Annotated in this window: 13 protein-coding genes; all 13 read right to left on the bottom strand. The window is 64.8% G+C overall.

Features of this window, described 5'->3' with window-relative positions; genetic code table 11:
- Nucleotides 1-219: 219 nt before the first annotated feature.
- The 13 genes from NX05_RS05995 to NX05_RS05935 all read right to left on the bottom strand — a co-directional run bounded on the left by NX05_RS05995 (nt 220) and on the right by NX05_RS05935 (nt 18,048).
- Nucleotides 220-414, bottom strand: a complete 195-nt coding sequence (locus NX05_RS05995; protein ID WP_010366369.1) for a hypothetical protein — start codon at nt 412-414, stop codon at nt 220-222.
- A 451-nt stretch (nt 415-865) separates the two neighbouring features.
- Nucleotides 866-2,269, bottom strand: coding sequence for a TolC family protein (locus NX05_RS05990; protein WP_039433655.1), 1,404 nt, complete (start codon nt 2,267-2,269; stop codon nt 866-868).
- Entirely contained in the window at nt 2,266-3,351 is a 1,086-nt protein-coding gene (locus tag NX05_RS05985) for an HlyD family secretion protein (RefSeq protein ID WP_039433659.1), read from the bottom strand. Before NX05_RS05985 ends, NX05_RS05990 begins: the two co-directional genes overlap by 4 nt.
- Nucleotides 3,335-5,023, bottom strand: a complete 1,689-nt coding sequence (locus NX05_RS05980) for an ATP-binding cassette domain-containing protein (protein ID WP_039433662.1) — start codon at nt 5,021-5,023, stop codon at nt 3,335-3,337. The genes NX05_RS05985 and NX05_RS05980 overlap by 17 nt, the downstream gene beginning before the upstream one ends.
- Nucleotides 5,024-5,112: 89 nt before the next feature.
- Complete coding sequence (locus NX05_RS05975) at nt 5,113-6,012, bottom strand: hydrogen peroxide-inducible genes activator (RefSeq protein ID WP_039433664.1); 900 nt, start codon at nt 6,010-6,012, stop codon at nt 5,113-5,115.
- A gap of 229 nt (nt 6,013-6,241) precedes the next feature.
- Complete coding sequence (locus tag NX05_RS05970; protein WP_039433669.1) at nt 6,242-8,023, bottom strand: ABC transporter transmembrane domain-containing protein; 1,782 nt, start codon at nt 8,021-8,023, stop codon at nt 6,242-6,244.
- The gene (locus tag NX05_RS05965; protein WP_017112795.1) at nt 8,020-8,622 is read right to left on the bottom strand and encodes an IMPACT family protein; all 603 of its coding nucleotides are present in this window, start codon (nt 8,620-8,622) and stop codon (nt 8,020-8,022) included. Before NX05_RS05965 ends, NX05_RS05970 begins: the two co-directional genes overlap by 4 nt.
- Nucleotides 8,623-8,878: 256 nt before the next feature.
- Nucleotides 8,879-9,472, bottom strand: a complete 594-nt coding sequence (locus NX05_RS05960; RefSeq protein WP_010366391.1) for an LOG family protein — start codon at nt 9,470-9,472, stop codon at nt 8,879-8,881.
- Between the two features lie 207 nt (nt 9,473-9,679).
- Complete coding sequence (gene lpdA, locus NX05_RS05955; protein WP_017116153.1) at nt 9,680-11,116, bottom strand: dihydrolipoyl dehydrogenase; 1,437 nt, start codon at nt 11,114-11,116, stop codon at nt 9,680-9,682.
- Between the two features lie 240 nt (nt 11,117-11,356).
- Nucleotides 11,357-12,568, bottom strand: a complete 1,212-nt coding sequence (gene sucB / locus NX05_RS05950; RefSeq protein ID WP_039433672.1) for a dihydrolipoyllysine-residue succinyltransferase — start codon at nt 12,566-12,568, stop codon at nt 11,357-11,359.
- Nucleotides 12,569-12,610: 42 nt separating this feature from the next.
- Entirely contained in the window at nt 12,611-15,439 is a 2,829-nt protein-coding gene (locus tag NX05_RS05945) for a 2-oxoglutarate dehydrogenase E1 component (RefSeq protein WP_039433675.1), read from the bottom strand.
- Between the two features lie 180 nt (nt 15,440-15,619).
- Nucleotides 15,620-16,552, bottom strand: coding sequence for a GNAT family N-acetyltransferase (locus tag NX05_RS05940; RefSeq protein WP_017112798.1), 933 nt, complete (start codon nt 16,550-16,552; stop codon nt 15,620-15,622).
- Entirely contained in the window at nt 16,549-18,048 is a 1,500-nt protein-coding gene (locus NX05_RS05935; protein WP_039439080.1) for a ribosomal protein uL16 3-hydroxylase, read from the bottom strand. The genes NX05_RS05940 and NX05_RS05935 overlap by 4 nt, the downstream gene beginning before the upstream one ends.
- Nucleotides 18,049-18,233 lie beyond the last annotated feature (185 nt).

Here is an 18,233-nt window from a genome sequence, read left to right as displayed (position 1 = left end):
ACAAGCATGTGGATAAATGCGCACAGCCCCTGCCGCGCAAGGGTTGCGCATTCAGTGGTGAAAAATTGACCAGTGCCGTGTAGAGCACGCAACGCATCTGCTGCGCAGTTGTCAGTCGGGCGCGGCTGGTGCTCGGAATCGGCGACGCTCTTGTACACCGGTCCCCACGCGCGCCGTCCAGGCCCAACAGACAACTGCTCGCTACCGTTAACTGCCGCTTTAGAGCGTAGAAAGGCGCAGCTCGCCGCCATCGGTGACGAAGCGCTGCCCCTGCCGTTGCAGGTGTCGTCCGTCAGGGAGCTCGTAACGCGGCGCCGATTGCGCATTTGCGCGTGGTTGCTGTTCGTCGCGGAATTCGACGATGACGTAAGACTCGCCATCTGCACCGATTGCGGGAAATTGCCGGAAAGACATACGCACCTCCGAAAGTTCCTAAGGTTGCAGTGCAGATCGCTCGGACCCGCACGCCACCGGCGCCAAGCCGGTAGGGCGAGCATGCGCACGTATTTGTTACCCAGACGTCGTTATGTGGTGAGGTACGAATGCGTGCAAGTTGAGCTCGTCAGCAGAGCCACCAAGCCACTCGTTACATCGTCACGCCGTGACGCTTGAGTGGGTCAGATCGGCGGCGCGCGTAGCAGCAATCAAGCAGTTACCTGCATTGCGCAGGCTCGATTGGGTGGTGAACGTTTTGAAACGAGGTCATTGCGGGCAGTAATCAACCGACTGTGTGGCTTGAGACGGGGCGGATGCAACGCTTTATATGGCCTCAACAGATGCCCAGCCGAGAAATTGCAAAGGCAGCACTGCGCAAGCATCGCCCATTGACTGCACCGTCGCGTATGCACGACGCGCAGCCAAGCATTCAACGACTCAGCTGCAACGCATTCCGGTCGGCTGTGGCTGCGGCCAGTTCTGCACGCGCGGAGGCGATGCGTGCTTGTGCATCGATCAGGCGCACGCGCGCGTCGTTGGCGGTTTCCTCGCGCTGGTTGACCAGGAAAAAGTCACCCGATCCCAGCTCGAAGCGCCGCCGCTCGGCTGCGGCCAGGCGATCTGCCAGGCCGCGTTCCTCATCGGCGATCGTGGCCAGCCGTTCGGCGGCGTTGAGCGAGATGACGATCGATTCGACCTCGATCGAAATCTGGTCGCGCAGAAAACGGCTGCGCTGATCCAGCGCTTCGATCTCGGCACGCGCCTCGGCCACGCGGCCCTTGGCGGCGCGGTTTTCCAGCGGCACGCTGAAACGGAAGCCGATGATGGCATCGGTCAGCGAGCGATTCGGTCCGCCAACGCCGGGTGGGCCGAGATCCTTGCTGACTTCCACGCTCACATCCAGGCGCGGTTTCAGATCGTTCTGCGCCAGCATCAAACGTGCGGTGGCCTGGTCGATGCGGGTGAGCACGGCGCGATAATCCGGGCGCTCCACCGGTGCGGTGATCTTGCTGGCGCCGGCTAATCCTTCCAGCGCCGAGGTGTCGGCCGGCAGGCGCTCGGCGGAGACGATCAGCGGCATGCCGGCGTCATCGCGCAGATACAGCGACAACGCGTTGGCGGCGCTGGCGAAATCCTGTTCCGAGCGCACCACCAACGCATGCCGACGCACCAGATTCTGGTCGTTTTCGGTGAGCAAAATGGTCGGTCGCGCACCGAGCGTGACCTGCCGCGAAATCGCATTGCGGCGTTGCTCGGCCAGTTGCAGCAGGTCGTTGTAGGCGCGCAACTTCAGCCCGGCGGCGACCCAGTTCTGGTAGGCATCTACCGCGCGCCGTTGCACGCCGATGGCCACCATTTCCGCTTCGTACTTGGCCACATCGATATCGGTGCTGGCAATGCTGCGCTTGGTGCGGCGTTCGTCGATCACGCGGTCGCGCAACAGCGCATACAGCGCGCCGACCTTCACTTCGCCGCCGCGGTCGGTATAGGACTTGTCTTCGTAGACGGGAAAGGAACCGCGCGAGGAGCGGTAGCCGCCGTAGTAATAGCCGCCGTTTTCTTCGAACGGCCGCTTGGCGCCGGTTTCGATCGTGCTGCCGTCGTAATAACCGGCCTCGCGCGAGCGGCCTTCGATGTCGAACACAGTGTCGAAGGAGCCGTCGGCCGAGATGCCTTTGCCCTCGGCCTGGCGCACCTTTGCCAGCGATTCGATGATCTGCGGTGCAGAGCGGGCCGACGACTGCAGCACTTCGTCCAGCGTCAGCGCATCGGCCTGGGCGAATGCCGCACCGGGGCAGAGTGCGATCAGCAGGACAACAAGACGGCCGATCATTTCTTGCCCGTCGCTTCGTCTTCGGCCTTGGGCGCGGCCGGTTTGGCCTTACCGTCTTCCTGCGTGGTCGCAGCCGGGCGCCGGCCGAATTCCAGCGGGAAGTTGTTGAGCTGGCGCCACAGTTCGTAGCCGACCTTGACAGTTTCGCCTTGCACCCAGCCGCGCACCTTGCCGCCCTGGCGGGCGAATTCCTGCGCGGGCCACGCCGGCTTGTCCGGCATCGGTTCGACCAGGATGCGGAACAGACCATCGGGCGCAGCGTTGGGGTCGATCGCGCGCACGCGGCCATCGAACATGCCGTGCGCCACCGACGGCCAGCCACTGAACTGAATCGCCGGCCAGCCTTCGAACTCCAGCCGCACCGGGCGGCCGGGACGGATCAGTGGCACGTCGCGGCCGTCGATGTAGAGCTCGACCGCGCGTTCCACCCGTTCCGGTGCGATCACCGCCAGCACCGTGCCCGGCGAGACCATGGCGCTGCCGCTGGCGGCGTTGAGCTGCTGCACGCGGCCGTCGCGCGGTGCGCGCACCAGCTGTGCAGACTGACGATTCAACTGGATATCGATGCGGGTCAGCTTGGCGCGCGATTCGGCCAGCTTGGCATCGGCTTCGGCCACCTTGATCTGGGTCAGCTCGAAGTCGCGGCGGCCGGCCAGGCCTTCGGCGAGCAACTGCTTGCTGCGTGCCACATCGATGCTCGCGACTGCGCGTGCCTGCTGGATGGCGGCGATTTCTGCCTGCGCCTGCGCGCGTTCGCTGGCCAGGCGGGTGAGCAGGTCCGGGTCCAGATCGCCGACACGCGCGATCGGGTCGCCTTTCAACACATGCTGGCCATCGTGCACATACCAGCGTTCGACGCGGCCCGGCACGAAGGCGGTGACCTGTTGCTGGCGGTCGCCCGGATCCAGCGAGACCACCTGGCCCTTGCCGCTGGCGGTCTGCACCCAGGGCGCAAACGCCAGGATCGCGCCGACGATGGCAACGCCGATCAACAGCATCCATGCCAACGCCTTGGCGATGCTGGGCGGCCGCATCGACGCCAGGGTGGGGAAATGCACCAACCGATCAGGGGCGTGCGGCATGCGAAGCCTCCTGTGTGGACGCGATCAATTCAGCACGCGTGGCATAGCGTTGCTGATGCTCCGGTTCCAGGCGGAACCAGCCGTCCAGGGTGATGTCCTCCGGCCGGCCGGTGCACAGCAACACCGTGGTTCCTGCGTCCTTCAAGCGCCGCAGGATGCGGGTCAAACGTTCTGCCGGAAGCAGGTCGTACAACTGCGACAACATCAGCACGCGTGGGCGCACCAGCAGCGCATTGGCCAGCTTCAGCGCCATCACATCGCCAATCCACAGCGGGAAGCCGGACGCGGCAAGCCGGGTATCCAGGCCTTGCGGCAACGTGGCGATGCGCGCACGCAAGCCCACCGTATCGATCGCTTCCAGCATCGCTTCGGAGGTCACATCGGCCGAGGCCATCGCCAGATATTCGCGAATGGTGACCTCCACGATGGTCGGCCGGTCCAGCACGGTGACTTCCGAACGCAGCAGGTACATGTCGAAGGTGGCCAGGTCGGCGCCTCCCACCATGACCAGCCCGCGGTCAGGAACCACGTGGCGCTTGAGCACCATGGCCAGCAAGCGGTCGGCGCCGCCGTCGGCCAGCGTGACCAACTGCTCGCCAGCTTCCAACGCGAAATCGAAACGCGCGCCGTCGATTTCCACACCATCCAGGCGTACGGCGCTGTTGCGCGGCGCCTCGCCGGCGACGGCCACCGGGCGCTCTTGAGGAATGGCATACAGCAGCGACAATTCCTCTGCGCTGGCGACCAGGTCGTAGAACACGTCCAGATAGCTGCCCAGCTGCGCGATGCCGTAAAACACCGCGCTTAAGATCAGTTCGGCCGCCACCAGCTGGCCGATCGACAACTCGCCGCGCAGGATCAGGCTGCCGCCCAGCGCCAGCAGGGCCGCGCTGGCCACCGCATAGGTGAGCAGGAACGCCAGCGTCTGGGTGAAGGTGTAGCGGAAATGGCGCCGATGCCGGTCGACGTACTCCGCGGTCACCGCTTCCGAGCGATCCATCGCGAAGTTGAGATGCCGGCTGGATTTATAGAAGCCGTTGGAGCCGCCGACGCTTTCCAGCCAGTGCGCGGCGTTGTGCTTGGCGTGACTCAGGTCCACCGCGGTGCGGATCGAGCCACGCGACCAGATCATCCAGATCGAGAAGATGGCCAGCAACAACAGCGCGTTGAACCCAAGGAAAAACGGGTGATAGAAGCTGGTGACGATCAGGCCGACCGCCGACTGCAGCACGATGGTGAAGGCGCCAACCGCCAGGCTGGGGACCGCTTTCTGGACGATCACCAGGTCGAAATAGCGGTTGAACACGTCGCCACGGTTCTGGTCGGCGAAGAATGGGTTCTGCGCATGCACTGCGCGCACGGTGATCTCGGCGACCACCCGTGCAAACAGGCGGCGTTCGAATAGCGCCATCACCCACACCCGCATCGCGCTCAGTGCCGCCACCAGCAACAGCAGGCCGAGCAACAGGCTGGACAAGGTCCACAACGGCGTGGGCAATGCGGTGTTGGCGACGCTATTGATCAGCAACTGCACCGAGATGGGTGTGGCCAGCGATAGCAGGCTGATCGCAATGCCATACACCAAGGTCAAGCGTACGTACGGCATATCCGGGCCGAGGACTTCCGCCAGCCAGCTTGCTGCTTCTTGCCATCCGATCCGCTGGGCCGCCATTGGCTATCCGTTGATGAGTTCAGTAAAACATTGACGAGTTGTCAGCCTTCCAACAAGGCCGCAGCGCTTATGTACCGCATAGGATTTTCCTATGCCGCCACCGCACGTAGCAGATTGGCGATCAAACCGAAGGCTGGCGCACGACCGGCGCCCTGCCGCCAGAGCAGACCAATCTCTCTATAGTAGCGTCCGCCTCTGACTGGTCGAACCACCACATCATCGCCTTCGCGGATTTCCTGGCGGACATATAGGTCTGGGAGCAAAGCAAGGCCCATGCCCATGCCGGCCATCTGGCGGATCGCATCCAGGCTGGTGCCTTCGTAATCGCGCAAGACATTCGCGCCGACATCCATGGCGATTGCGGCGACCTGTTCTGCCAATCGGTATTCCGGCATCAAGGTCAGCAGGTTGGCGCCGCGCAGATCGGCCGGGGTGATGCAGGTCTTGGTGCGCAGCGGATGGTCGGCGGCCATGGTCACATGCAGCAGTTCGCGGAACAGCCGCTCGCTATGCAGGCCGCGGCCGGCCACCGGAAGTTGCGCCAGGACCAGATCGTGTACGCCGCTGCTCAGGCCGGCGGCAAGCGCAGTCGGCAGCCCCTCGCGCACATGCACGCGCAGGGCCGGATTTTCGCGATGCAAACGTGCCACCAGGCTCGGCATCAGATAGGCGCCCAGCGTGGGCGACACCCCGAGCCGGATGGTGCCGACCAAGGTGTCGGCGGCGGTGGCGCGCACCTCTTCCAGATCGGTGACGCCGAGCAGGATGCTGCGTGCGCGGTCGAGCAGATCGCGACCCAGCGGGGTCAGGAGCGCCTGCGCGCCGCGCTCGAACAGCGGCGCTCCGATGATGGCTTCCAATGCGCGGATCTGCTGCGACAACGAGGGTTGCGAGACGCCCATCTGCTCGGCCGCGCGGGTGAAGCTGCCGGTGTCGGCCAGTGCGACGAAATAGCTCAGCTGGCGAAGCGTGGTTTTAGGCCGGGGCATGGGTCACATCGGATTGCGTGGGAGCGCACGGCCGGCGTGGCCGGTGAGGCAAGATGGGCGAAGTGTGGCTAACACGTGGAGCGAGCGGTCGTCCGGTGGCTGTGGACTGCGCGTTGGAATTGCAGTGTACGAGTGACGCGGGCCGATGCCGAACACCGGCCGCGCCTGCGTGGCGATGAGCGCCGTCTTTTGTTCGCTGCTCCAAGTGCCAAGCGCTGGTAGCGCAGCGTCAGGCAACTCTTAATTGATCGATGAACTGCAGCCGCGCCAGCTCCGCGTACAGGCCGCCTTCGGCGATCAATTGCGCATGCGTGCCCTGTGCGACGATGCGGCCGGCATCCATTACTACGATGCGGTCGGCCTTGAGCACGGTGGCCAGGCGGTGCGCGATGACCAGCGTGGTGCGGCCTTCCATCAGCCGGTCCAGTGCCTGTTGCACGGACCGTTCGCTTTGGGCATCGAGCGCGCTGGTGGCTTCATCCAGCAGCAGGATCGGCGCGTCCTTGAGCAGCGCACGCGCAATCGCCACGCGTTGCTGCTGGCCGCCGGACAGTCGCGTGCCGCGTTCGCCCAGTTCGCTGGCGTAACCCTGGGGCAGGGCGCGGATGAAGGCATCGGCTTCGGCCGCGGCGGCGGACGCTTCCACTTCGGCATCGCTGGCTTGCAGGCGCCCGTAGCGGATGTTGTCGGCGGCACTGGCGGCAAAGAGCGTGGGTTGCTGCGGCACCAGCGCGATGCGTTCGCGCAGCAGTACCGGGTCGGTGTCGCGCAGGTCGATGTCGTCGATGCGCACCTTGCCGCTGACCGGGTCGTGGAAACGCAGCAGCATCGCCAGCACCGTGCTCTTGCCCGCCCCGGAAGGACCGACCAGCGCCACGGTTTCGCCAGGGCTGACATGCAGATCGAAGCCATCCAGCGCCGGCGCGTCCGGACGCTGTGGGTAATGAAACACCACCTGATCGAAATGGATCGCGCCGCGCAGCGGCTGCGGCAAGGGCTGCGGCGTGGCCGGCGCCACGATGGCCGGTTGTTCGTCGAGCAATTCACCTACCCGGCCCATGCCGCCGGCGGCACGCTGCAACTCGTTCCAGACCTCGGCCAGCGCGCCGACCGAACCGCCGCCGATCATTGCGTACAACACGAACTGGCCCAGCGTGCCGGGCGTCATGCGGCCAGACACCACATCATGCGCGCCCAACCACAACACCCCAACGATCGCGCCGAAGATCAGCATGATCGCCACCGCGGTCACGGTGGCCTGGGTGCGGATGCGCAGCTTTGCGGTGTCGATGGCGGTCAGCAGTGCCGTACTGAAACGTTGGCTTTCGTAACGCTCGCGCGCATGCGCCTGCACGGTGCGTACTGCGCCCAGGGTTTCGGCCGCCAGCGTATTGGCGTCGGCCACGCGGTCCTGGCTTGCACGCGAAATCTTCTGCAGGCGGCGTGCGCCCAGCACGATCGGCAGCACCGCCAGCGGGATGCCGATCAAGGTGAAGCCGGCCAGGCGTGGGCTGGTGACGAACAACATCACCACGCTGCCGATCACCGTGGCCACGCTACGCAAGGCCACCGACATGGTGCTGCCGATCAGCCCGCGCAGCAATTCGCTGTCGGCCGACAAGCGCGACACCAGTTCGCCGCTGCGGCTGCGGTCATGAAATCCGGCGTCCAGGCCAATCAGGTGTGCGTACAGCCGGCCACGTAGGTCGGCGACCACTTTTTCGCCCAGCAGTGCGACGAAATAGAAGCGGGCAGCGGTCGCCACCGCCAGCACCACCGAGACTGCGAACAACAGCGCGAACGCCTGGTTGATCTGCGCGTCGCCGGAGAAGCCTTGATCGATCATGCGCTTGACCGCTGCCGGCAGGCTCAGTGTGGCGGCAGCGGAAATCGTCAGCGCGACCATCCAGGCAACGAACAGGCCACGCTGGCGTTGGATGAAGGGCCACAGGGTGCGCAGGCTGCCCAGCTTCCGCAACGGGTTGGGACGTGCAGCGGCTGGCTGGGTCATGCGGCTTCCGGAGTTGAGAGATTGACACGATTGCGAGTGGCGTCGCACAGGCGGGTTTTCAAGCCGGCGAGCTGATCCGCAGGCAGTTGCACGCGCAACGCTGCACCGTTGGCGTCGAAATGTTCATCCAGTTTGTCGGCATGGAAGGCCGCCAGCGCTGCGTGCACCAGGCCCAGATCGTCGAACCGGCACTGCACCTGCACCAGCGACAACGCGATCAGCGGTTGCCGCGTCGCCAGCCGCAAGCACTCGGCCGCCGTGCCGCCATAGGCGCGTACCAGCCCGCCAGCGCCGAGTTTGATGCCGCCATACCAGCGCGTGACCACGACCACTATCCGGTCGAAGCCCTGGCCGTCGATGGCGGCCAGGATCGGCCGGCCGGCGGTGCCACTCGGCTCGCCGTCGTCGCTGGAGCGATAGTCCTGCCCGAACCGATAGGCCCAGCAGTTGTGGGTGGCATCCGGCACGGACACGCGCTGCACGATCTCCAGCGCATGCGCGGGAGTGTCCAGTGCGGCAGCGTGGGCCAGAAAGCGACTGTGCTTGATGTCCAGGCTGTGGTGCGCGTCAGCGGCGAGGGTATCGAGCATCGCCGCCATTCTATGCGAGGCGGTGTTGCGGGTTGCTGCGGCCATCGTGACTGCCGTTGCAAGCTGGCAAAACAGTGCCAGGTGCGCCGTCGTGCAGCACTACCTCAGCAGTGTCGGAGTGATGTTGGCCGACGCGTCCACAGCGGCATCGCGCTTGCCGGCACCGCGGCGGCGGCTGGCATCGTGTGCTGGGCAACCTAGTGAGTCGCGCCTTGGTAACCCAGCAGACTCGCAGTGAGACGACGTGTGTTTTGGCTGCTTTCGGTTACACCAGGGTGGAGCGGCGCTTCTCGTCAATCCACTTCGACGCCTGCGCCGGGGTGTAGTGCTGCATCCATTCCAGCATCTGCTCGATATCGGCGCCATACCACAGGTCGGCACGCTGGTCCGGATGCAGGAAACGCTCTTCGACCATGCGATCGATCATGCCGATCAACGGTGCGTAGAAGCTATCGATATCCAGGAACGCGCACGGCTTGTTGCCGATGCCGAGCTGGCGCCAGGTCAGCATTTCGAAGATCTCTTCCATGGTGCCGAAGCCGCCGGGCAGGGCGACGAACGCATCGGACAACTCGAACATGCGCATCTTGCGCTCATGCATCGAGCCGACAATCTCCAGTTCGGTCAGGCCGCGGTGGGCCACTTCCCAGTCCGCCAGCTGCTTGGGAATCACGCCGGTGACCTGGCCGCCGGCAGCGAGGACGGCGTTGGCCACCGTGCCCATCAGACCAACATTGCCGCCGCCGTAGATCAGTCGCAGGCCTTGCGCGGCGATGCGCGTGCCCAACGCGGTGGCGCGTTCGGCATAGACCGGTTTGTTGCCGGCGTTGGAGCCGCAATAGACGCAGATGCTTTTCATGGGATTTGGGAGTTGGGATTGGGGATTCTTAAAAGCGGGGCGCGGCGCGTCGATGTCATCTGAAATCAGTCGAATACACGTTGCACGATTGTTTTGACTGGACCTGAAAAACACAACGCCGGGCTTTCGCCCGGCGCCATGCCATTGCCGGAAAGATGCGGGACGGGGACGACCGCTCTTGCGAATCCCTAATCCCAAATCCCGGCCTTAGTTCGCCTTATGAATCGCGCGCTTGCTCACTGCCATCGCGGCGTCGTGGATCGCTTCGGAAAGCGTCGGATGCGCGTGGCAGATACGCGCCAGGTCGTCGGCGGAGCCGTTGAACTCCATCGTCAGCACGCCTTCGTGCACCAACTCGGAGACGCCCACGCCGACCAAATGCATGCCCAACACGCGGTCGGTTTCGGCATCGGCGATCACCTTGACGAAGCCAGCCGGCTCGCCCATGGCCACCGCACGGCCGATCGCCGCGAACGGGAAGCTGCCGGCCTTATAGGCGACGCCTTCGGCCTTCAACTGCTGCTCGGTCTTGCCGACCCAGGCGATCTCCGGTTCGGTATAGATGACCCACGGAATGGTGTCGAAGTTGACGTGGCCGGGCAGGCCGGCGATCAGCTCAGCCACTGCGATGCCTTCCTCAAAGCCCTTGTGCGCCAGCATCGGGCCGCGCACGCAGTCGCCGATCGCCCACACGCCGTCCACGCCGGTGTGGCAATGTCCGTCCACCTCGATCTGGCCGCGGTCGGTGACCTTGACTCCCGTGCCTTCGGCCAGCAGGTTCTTGGTCGCGGCCTTGCGGCCGACGGCCACCAGCAGCTTGTCCACGGTCAGGGTCTGCTCGCCAGCGGCGTCGGTGTAGCTGAGCACCACCTGCCTGGCATCGCCGCTGCCGGTGATCTCGGTCTTGCTCACCTTGGCGCCCAGCTTGATGTCCAGACCCTGCTTCTTGAATTCCTTCAGCGCGGTCTTGGCCACTTCGGCATCGGCCAGCGCCAGGAAGTCCGGCAACGCTTCGAGGATGGTGACCTCGGCGCCCAGACGTTTCCACACGCTGCCCAGCTCCAGGCCGATCACACCGGCGCCGATCACCGCCAGACGCTTGGGAACGGCGGTGAAATCGAGGCCGCCGACGTTGTCGACGATGGTGTCGCCGTCGAACTTGGCGAACGGCAGTTCGATCGACTCCGAACCGGCCGCCAGGATCACGTTGGTGCCCTTCAGCTCGATCTCGCCGCCTTCGTGCTGGGTCACCTTGACGATGTTGCCCGGCTGCAGCTGGCCGAATCCGTAGTACGGAGTGATCTTGTTGGCCTTGAACAGCATCGCGATGCCGCCGGTGAACTGCTTCACGATCTTGTCCTTGCGGCCGATCATGGTGGGCACGTCCATCTTGGCGTCGTTGAAGCTGATGCCGTGGTCGCCGAACAGGTGACCCATGTTCCAGAACTGGCGCGAGGAATCCAGCAGCGCCTTGGACGGGATGCAGCCCACGCGCAGGCAGGTACCGCCCAGCGCCGGCTTGCCATCCTTGCCGAGGGCCGCGTCGATGCAGGCGACCTTCATGCCCAACTGCGCCGCACGGATGGCGGCGTGATAACCGGCCGGACCGGCACCGATGACGACGACGTCGTAGTTTTCAGCCATTTTCTAGAGTCCTTTGCCTTTCCCTTCTCCTGCGGGAGAAGGTGGCGCGTAGCGCCGGATGAGGGTGCTGTGGTCGCCTGCCCGGTATTCCCGACATGAAGCAAGCCACTGCGAAGTGGAGTTAGTGAACAGCCGATAGTTCGCCTCTGTGACTCGCGGCGGCTCGTTCTTCATTGCTGAGTCGGACGCAGTTGCCTGGCGTCCCCAACCCCTCTCCCGGTGGGAGAGGGGCTTCAAGGCTTACAGACCGAACAACATGCGGCCCGGGTTTTCCAGCTGATTCTTGATGTCGACCAGGAACTGCACCGAATCCTTGCCATCGATGATGCGGTGGTCGTAGGACAGCGCCAGATACATCATCGGGACGATCACGACCTGGCCGTTCTCGGCGATCGGGCGTTCCTTGATCGCGTGCATGCCCAGGATGGCGCTCTGCGGCGGGTTGATGATCGGGGTGGACAGCAGCGAGCCGAAGGTGCCGCCATTGGTGATGGTGAACGTGCCACCCTGCAGATCGTCCAGGCCCAGCTTGCCGGCGCGCGCCTTGGCGGCGTAATCGGCGATGCCCTGTTCGACATCGGCGAACGACTGGCGCTCGACGTTACGCAGCACCGGCGTGACCAGACCCTTGTCGGTCGACACGGCGATCGAGATGTCGCTGTAGCCGTGATAGATGATGTCGTCGCCGTCGATCGAAGCATTGACCAGCGGGAAGCGCTGCAGCGCGTTGGCGGCGGCCTTGACGAAGAAGCTCATGAAACCGAGCTTGATGCCGTGTGCTTTCTGGAACTCGTCCTGCAGTTCCTTGCGCGCAGCCGACACCTTGGCGAGGTTGACCTCGTTGAAGGTGGTCAGCATCGCGGTGGAGTTCTTGGATTCCATCAGGCGCTTTGCAATCGTCTTGCGCACGCGGGTCATCGGCACGCGCTCTTCCGGACGCGCACCAGAGGCCTTGCCCACGCCGCCGGCCTTGGCGAAGTTGACGATGTCTTCCTTGGTCACCGCGCCACGACGGCCGGTGCCCTCGACCTGCGACGGATCCACACCCTGGGTGATCGCAGAGAAACGCGCACCCGGCGGCAGCGCATCGGCAGCCGACTTGGATGCAGCGGCAGGCGCAGCTGCGGCAGCCGGGGCCGGAGCGGCAGCCGGAGCTGCTGCAGCCGCCGGTGCAGCGGCCTTCTTCTCTTCAGCCGGTGCAGCCGCAGCCACAGCGCCTTCTTCGATGATCGCCAGAATCTGGTTGCTGGTCACCGTGCTGCCGGCTTCGAACTTGATTTCCTTCAGTACGCCGTCGACCGGCGAAGGAACTTCCAACACGACCTTGTCGGTTTCCAGGTCGACCAGATTCTCGTCGCGCTTGACCGCTTCACCGGCCTTCTTGTGCCAGCTGGCGATGGTGGCGTCGGAAACGGATTCGGGCAGTACCGGAACTTTGACTTCGGTGGCCATTCGGGGAGCGTCCTAGGGTTTTCGTTCTTTGGGGAAGAGGAGTTATTCAGCGACTTGGTCGTTGAACGGATTAAGTAGCGCATCGGCGACCAGCTTCTGCTGTTCGATGATGTGGTCGGCCATGTGGCCGGCGGCAGGCGAGGGCGAACGGGCGCGGCCGGCGTAATGCAGGCTCTGGCCGCTGGCCAGGCAGAAGTTGAGGTGGTGGCGGATCTGGTACCACGCACCCTGGTTCTGCGGTTCTTCCTGGCACCACACCACATCGGTGGCGTTGGCATAGGCCTTGAGCTCGGCAGCCAGCTGCGCACGCGGGAACGGATACAGCTGTTCGATGCGCACAATGGCGACGTCGTCCTGGCCGCGCTTGGTCTGGTCTTCCAGCAGGTCGTAATAGACCTTGCCCGAGCACAGCACCACGCGCTTGACCTTGGCCGCGTCGGCCTTGGCATCCGGGATCAGATGCTGGAACTCGCCCTCGGCCAATTCTTCCAGGCTCGACACTGCCAGCTTGTGGCGCAGCAACGACTTGGGCGTCATCACCACCAGCGGCTTGCGGGTGGTCATGCGCATCTGACGGCGGATCATGTGGAAGCACTGCGCCGGCGTGGTCGGCACGCAGACCAGCATGTTCTCCAGCGCGCACAGCTGCAGGAAACGCTCAAGGCGCGCGGAGCTGTGCTCCGGACCCTGGCCTTCGTAGCCGTGCGGCAGGAACAGCGACAGGCCCGCAATGCGGCCCCACTTGGCTTCGCCAGCGGCAATGAACTGATCGATCACCACCTGCGCGCCGTTGGCGAAGTCGCCGAACTGCGCTTCCCAGATGCACAGCGCATTCGGGTCGGTGGTTGAGTAGCCGTATTCGAAACCCATCACCGCTTCTTCGCTGAGCAGCGAATCGATCACGGTGGCGTCTTCGGGGTTCTGCACCAGCTGGCGCAGCGGCAGGTAGTAGTTGTCGGTCTTCTGGTCATGCAGGATCGCGTGACGGTGGAAGAACGTGCCGCGGCCGGCGTCCTGGCCGACCAGACGCAACTTGTGGCCTTCCGCCAGCAGCGTGGCGTACGCCAGGTTTTCGGCAAAGCCCCAGTCGCCGAGCTGATCGCCGGCAGCCATCTTGACGCGATCTTCGTAGATCTTCGCCACGCGGGCGTGCAGTTCGACGCCTTCGGGGATGGTGGTGATCAGCTTTGCCAAACGGTCTAACTGCTCGCGCTTGACGCGCGTGTCGACCGGATCGGCAGCGGTGCCGACCAGATACTTGGACCAATCGATGGCGAATTCGTCCGGCTTGCGCTTGGCCAGTTCGGTGGTGTATTCGCCCGAATCCAGCTTGTTGCGGTAGCCATCCACCAGCGCCTTGGCTTCGTCGGCGCTCAGCACGCCGTCGCTTTCCAGCTTGGCGGCATACAGCTCGCGGGTGGTCTTGTGCTTGCGGATCGTCTGGTACATCACCGGCTGGGTCGCTGCCGGTTCGTCGGCTTCGTTATGGCCCCAACGGCGGTAGCAGACCAGGTCGATGACCACGTCTTTCTTGAACTGCTGGCGGAATTCATAGGCCAGCTTGGACACGAACATCACCGCGTCGGGGTCGTCGCCGTTCACGTGGAAGACCGGCGCGCCGATCATCTTGGCCACGTCGGTGCAGTACAGCGTGGAGCGCGCGTCGTCGCGGGTGCTGGTGGTGAAGCCGATCTGGTTGTTGATGACAATGTGCACCGTGCCGCCGACTGCGAAACCGCGCGCCTGCGACATCTGGAACAGCTCCATCACCACGCCCTGGCCGGCGAATGCCGCGTCGCCATGGATCAGGATTGGCAGCACGGTCTTGCGTTCGGCATCGCCGAAACGTTCCTGACGCGAGCGCACGCTGCCCACCACAACCGGGTCGACGATTTCCAGATGCGAGGGGTTAAACGCCAGCGCCAGATGCACCTGCTTGTCGGTGCCAACAGCGATGTCGGCCGAGAAACCCATGTGGTACTTGACGTCGCCGGTATGCGCGCGGTCGTCATGGGCGTGCTCGAACTTGCCTTCGAATTCGTCGAACAGCTTGCGCGGGTTCTTGCCCAGCGTATTGACCAGCACGTTGAGGCGGCCGCGGTGCGCCATGCCGATCACGATGTCCTTGACCTGATCGTTGCCGGACCGGCGAATGATCTCGTCCATCATCGGAATCAACGAATCGCCGCCTTCCAGCGAGAAGCGCTTCTGGCCGACGTACTTGGTGTGCAGGTAGCGCTCCAGCCCTTCAGCGGCGGTGAGCCGCTCCAGGGTGCGCTTGCGGTTGGCAGCATCGCCTGCAATCTTGCCGCCGGCATCTTCCAGTCGCTTGTAGATCCACTGACGCTGGTCGAATTCCTGGATGTGCATGAACTCTGCGCCGATGCTGCTGGCGTAGGTCGCCTTCAGGCGCGTCAACAGATCCTTCAGCTTCATCCGCGGCTGGCCGCCGACGCCGCCGGTGCTGAACTCGCTGTCCATGTCAGCCTGCGAGAGGCTGTGGAACGGCAGATCCAGATCGGGCGGGTTGACCGGCGGGGTCAGGCCCAGCGGGTCGAGCTGCGCGCCAAGATGGCCGCGGGCGCGGTAGGCAGTGATCAGACGGCCGACATTGCGCTCGCGCTCGTCACTGACGCCTGCACCGGTGCCGGCGTTGACTGCGTGTTTGGACGCACTGAGGATGTGGGCGATGGCCGCCGAGTGCGGTACGTCACCGGCACTGCGACCTTCGAAACCATCGAAGTAGCTCTTCCACTTCGGATCGACACTGTCCGGGGCGACGAGGTACTGCTCGTACAGATCCTCGATATAGGCGGCGTTGCCGCCGGCGAGCTGCGATGACTGCGCGAACTGCTTTAGGAGATTATCCACGATGGTAAGTCGGGTCTGCTGTGGGGATGATTGTGCGGAAGCGGCAGGGCAAGATGCCCTATCGGTCGGTCTCAAATCTCGAAAAATTATACCCTCTTGCGCCAGTGAGGGGGCGTCTGCGAGCTGACCGGCGGGGTAGGCCAATTGCTCACACGCCTACGTGCGAGGAACGCTGCGGCGTCAGATGCCGAGCGCGCGTGGCTCATTCCAAAGTGCGCTGCGCTCCCATATCTGCGCGAATGCGCGCTCTAACTGGCGGCTACGCGCTGCGCCAGACAACCAGGTTTCGCCATCATCGAAGCGATGACCTGTTGGACGAAAGTAGTAGGCGTCGTCGCCGACGACATAGACCGATGCAAAACTTGCATCGACCGGGTCGCTGACCGCGCGGAACCGGAACACGCTGGGCAGGCGCTGTGCCAGCCTCAGCATTGCACTGCTACCGGCGTTGGCGCTGGTGGGGTCTTGCACCAAGACATGCACGCGCTTGTCGTGGCGGGCGGTGGCGAAACGGCGCAACGCATCGAGCACTGCAGCGTTGTCGAACAGGGGTGGGTCCAGGGCGCGGGTGTAGATCAGCACTTGGCGGCGCGCAGCGCAGAGCAGACCAGTGGTGGCGGCCAGGGCCGCGGTGAGGGTCTCGACGGCCATTGGGCCATCGAGGCGACGGTGCACGACGATGCCGGGCGCAGCGTGTGTCTGGCCGAAGCGCTCGGGGAAGGGAAGTGGGGTGGTGTCGGGCAGGAAGCCCAGGCGCGCGAAGACCGCCTCCGCGTTGGGGCTGGGGCGCGCGTGCAGGCTGGGCCAGCCGTGCTGGCGGGCCGTGTCGACGGCGGCAGCGAGCAGTTGGTCGGCGACTCCGCGGCGGCGCCAGTGGGGGAGAACGCCGAGCCGGTCGAGCCGGCGATCGGCGGTGACTCGCACCGAGCCGATCCACTGGCCGTCCTCGGTGCGCGCTGCCAGATGCAGGCTGAGCGGGTCCAAGGCATCCCATTCGGCACCGCTGGTGGTGCCAGCGGTGTCGGTGGCGCAGGTCAGCCGCAGTGCACGCAGCGCCGCGGCATCGGAAGCCGGGTTCAGCGTGACGATCTGCGGGCTGGCATGCGGAGTCATGCGGGTTTGGTGGTCTCGTCGCTGTCGTCGGAATCGGTGTCGTCGGCACTATGGCTGGCGTCGTCCTGCTCGGCTGCGTCGTCACTCTCGATTTCGGCAACAGCGTCCTGCACGGCATCCAGCGTCTCTGCCGGGTTGCCGGCGTCGTCTGCGACCTGTTCGACATCGGCATCGGCATCGATGGCGTCGTCCGCTTCCGGTGCCTCGTCTTCGGCGTCTGCCTCGTCGTGGTCGGAAGACACGCTCAGGGCATGTACGGCATCGTCGTCGGCGATATCCCCATCGGCGTCTTCGTGGGCGCGCTGGTAATGGCCTTGTGCCAGCAGCTCCAGCACGACCTCACGCCCACGTGGCGACAACTGCCCGTACAGCGTGCCGTCGATCTCTTCGGCCGCGGCCAGACGGGACGCGTCCTTGGCCGACAGCGCAAACTCCAGGCCGCTGCAGAACAGCGTGGCGCCGCGCTTGGCACGCCGCCAGGCCAGCCGCGACCACGGGTGGCGATGCAGCAGCACGCCTTCTTCCAGCGCCTGCTCGACCGCTTCGCGCGGGATGGGTTCTGGCGCCGGCACCACGTCGCCGGAGGCGCGGTAGGTGGTCATGAAACGGCCGAACCAGTCGCCAAGGCGATCGGGATCGTTCATGCGCAACGCGTTGAGCGCTTCAACCACGCGGTTCATTGCGGTGACGTCGATCTCGTACGGGTCTGCCGGCACCTTGAGGTCTTCGTCGTGATAGCGCACGGCCTCGTCGGCATCGGCAATCAAGGTATCCAGGTAATCGCCGATCAGCTCGGCCGAGGACGGCGCGCGGGTGCCGATGGAGAACGTCAGGCAGGCGTCTTCGGCCACGCCGTGGTGCGGGATCAACGGCGGCAGATACAGCATGTCGCCCGGGCCCAGAACCCAATCGTGCGTTGGCTTGAACTCGCGCAGCAGCTTCAGCTCGACATCGTCGCGGAACGCCAGTGGGGTGGGCTTGCGGCCCTGTGCGATGCGCGCATCGATCTGCCAGCGGCGGTGGCCCTGGCCCTGCAGCAGGAACACGTCGTAGTGGTCGACATGCGCGCCCACCGAGCCGCCGGTGGCGGCGAAGCTGATCATGATGTCGTCGATGCGCCAGCGCGGCAGGAAGCGGAAGTGCTCCAGCAGGGCACGCACGTCGGCGTCCCATTTGTCCACGTCCTGCACCAGCAGAGTCCAGTCATGGTCGGGCAGGCCGGGGAAATCGGTTTCCTGGAACGGGCCGCTGCGCACGTCCCAGCTGTCGGTGGTGCGGTCGTGGCTGATCAGACGCGCCAGCACGCCGTCTTCGCAGGCCAGCCCGGCCAGATCTTCCGGCTGCAGCGGCGAGGCGAAATCCGCGAACGCGTTGCGAATCAACAGTGGGTGCTTGTGCCAGTAATTGCGCAGGAAACGCTCGACCGGCATGCCCAGCTGCTGTCCCGGACGGGCCTGGACTTCGATGGCAAGTGGGGTCGCTTTACGTACGGCCATTTTGGGGGTCCTTGAACGGTGTAGAAGAGAGTGCGGCGCGCGGCGTTGGCAGGCGCGAATGGCCTATTGTCGACTGCCTGAGCCGGATGTGCACCTGTGCCGGTGCGGCGCGCACGTGCTGTCGTCCGCCACGCAGCACTGGTCAGGGTGTCCGATGGCACATGAGTGGTAGCGCCTGCACTGAA

Origin of the sequence: Xanthomonas vasicola (assembly GCF_000772705.2) — a bacterium.
GTDB lineage: Bacteria > Pseudomonadota > Gammaproteobacteria > Xanthomonadales > Xanthomonadaceae > Xanthomonas > Xanthomonas vasicola.
The sequence above is the reverse complement of the archived record's forward strand: the minus strand, read 5'-3'. Positions and strand labels throughout refer to the sequence as shown.

Excerpts from the sequence above, each read along its gene's own strand:
- lpdA (WP_017116153.1), bottom strand. The coding sequence starts at position 11,116 with ATGGCTGAAAACTACGACGTCGTCGTCATCGGTGCCGGTCCGGCCGGT.
- sucB (WP_039433672.1), bottom strand. The coding sequence starts at position 12,568 with ATGGCCACCGAAGTCAAAGTTCCGGTACTGCCCGAATCCGTTTCCGAC.
- NX05_RS05940 (WP_017112798.1), bottom strand. The coding sequence starts at position 16,552 with ATGACTCCGCATGCCAGCCCGCAGATCGTCACGCTGAACCCGGCTTCC.
- NX05_RS05990 (WP_039433655.1), bottom strand. The coding sequence starts at position 2,269 with ATGATCGGCCGTCTTGTTGTCCTGCTGATCGCACTCTGCCCCGGTGCG.
- NX05_RS05935 (WP_039439080.1), bottom strand. The coding sequence starts at position 18,048 with ATGGCCGTACGTAAAGCGACCCCACTTGCCATCGAAGTCCAGGCCCGT.
- NX05_RS05985 (WP_039433659.1), bottom strand. The coding sequence starts at position 3,351 with ATGCCGCACGCCCCTGATCGGTTGGTGCATTTCCCCACCCTGGCGTCG.
- NX05_RS05975 (WP_039433664.1), bottom strand. The coding sequence starts at position 6,012 with ATGCCCCGGCCTAAAACCACGCTTCGCCAGCTGAGCTATTTCGTCGCA.
- NX05_RS05980 (WP_039433662.1), bottom strand. The coding sequence starts at position 5,023 with ATGGCGGCCCAGCGGATCGGATGGCAAGAAGCAGCAAGCTGGCTGGCG.
- NX05_RS05995 (WP_010366369.1), bottom strand. The coding sequence starts at position 414 with ATGTCTTTCCGGCAATTTCCCGCAATCGGTGCAGATGGCGAGTCTTAC.
- NX05_RS05965 (WP_017112795.1), bottom strand. The coding sequence starts at position 8,622 with ATGGCGGCGATGCTCGATACCCTCGCCGCTGACGCGCACCACAGCCTG.
- NX05_RS05970 (WP_039433669.1), bottom strand. The coding sequence starts at position 8,023 with ATGACCCAGCCAGCCGCTGCACGTCCCAACCCGTTGCGGAAGCTGGGC.
- NX05_RS05960 (WP_010366391.1), bottom strand. The coding sequence starts at position 9,472 with ATGAAAAGCATCTGCGTCTATTGCGGCTCCAACGCCGGCAACAAACCG.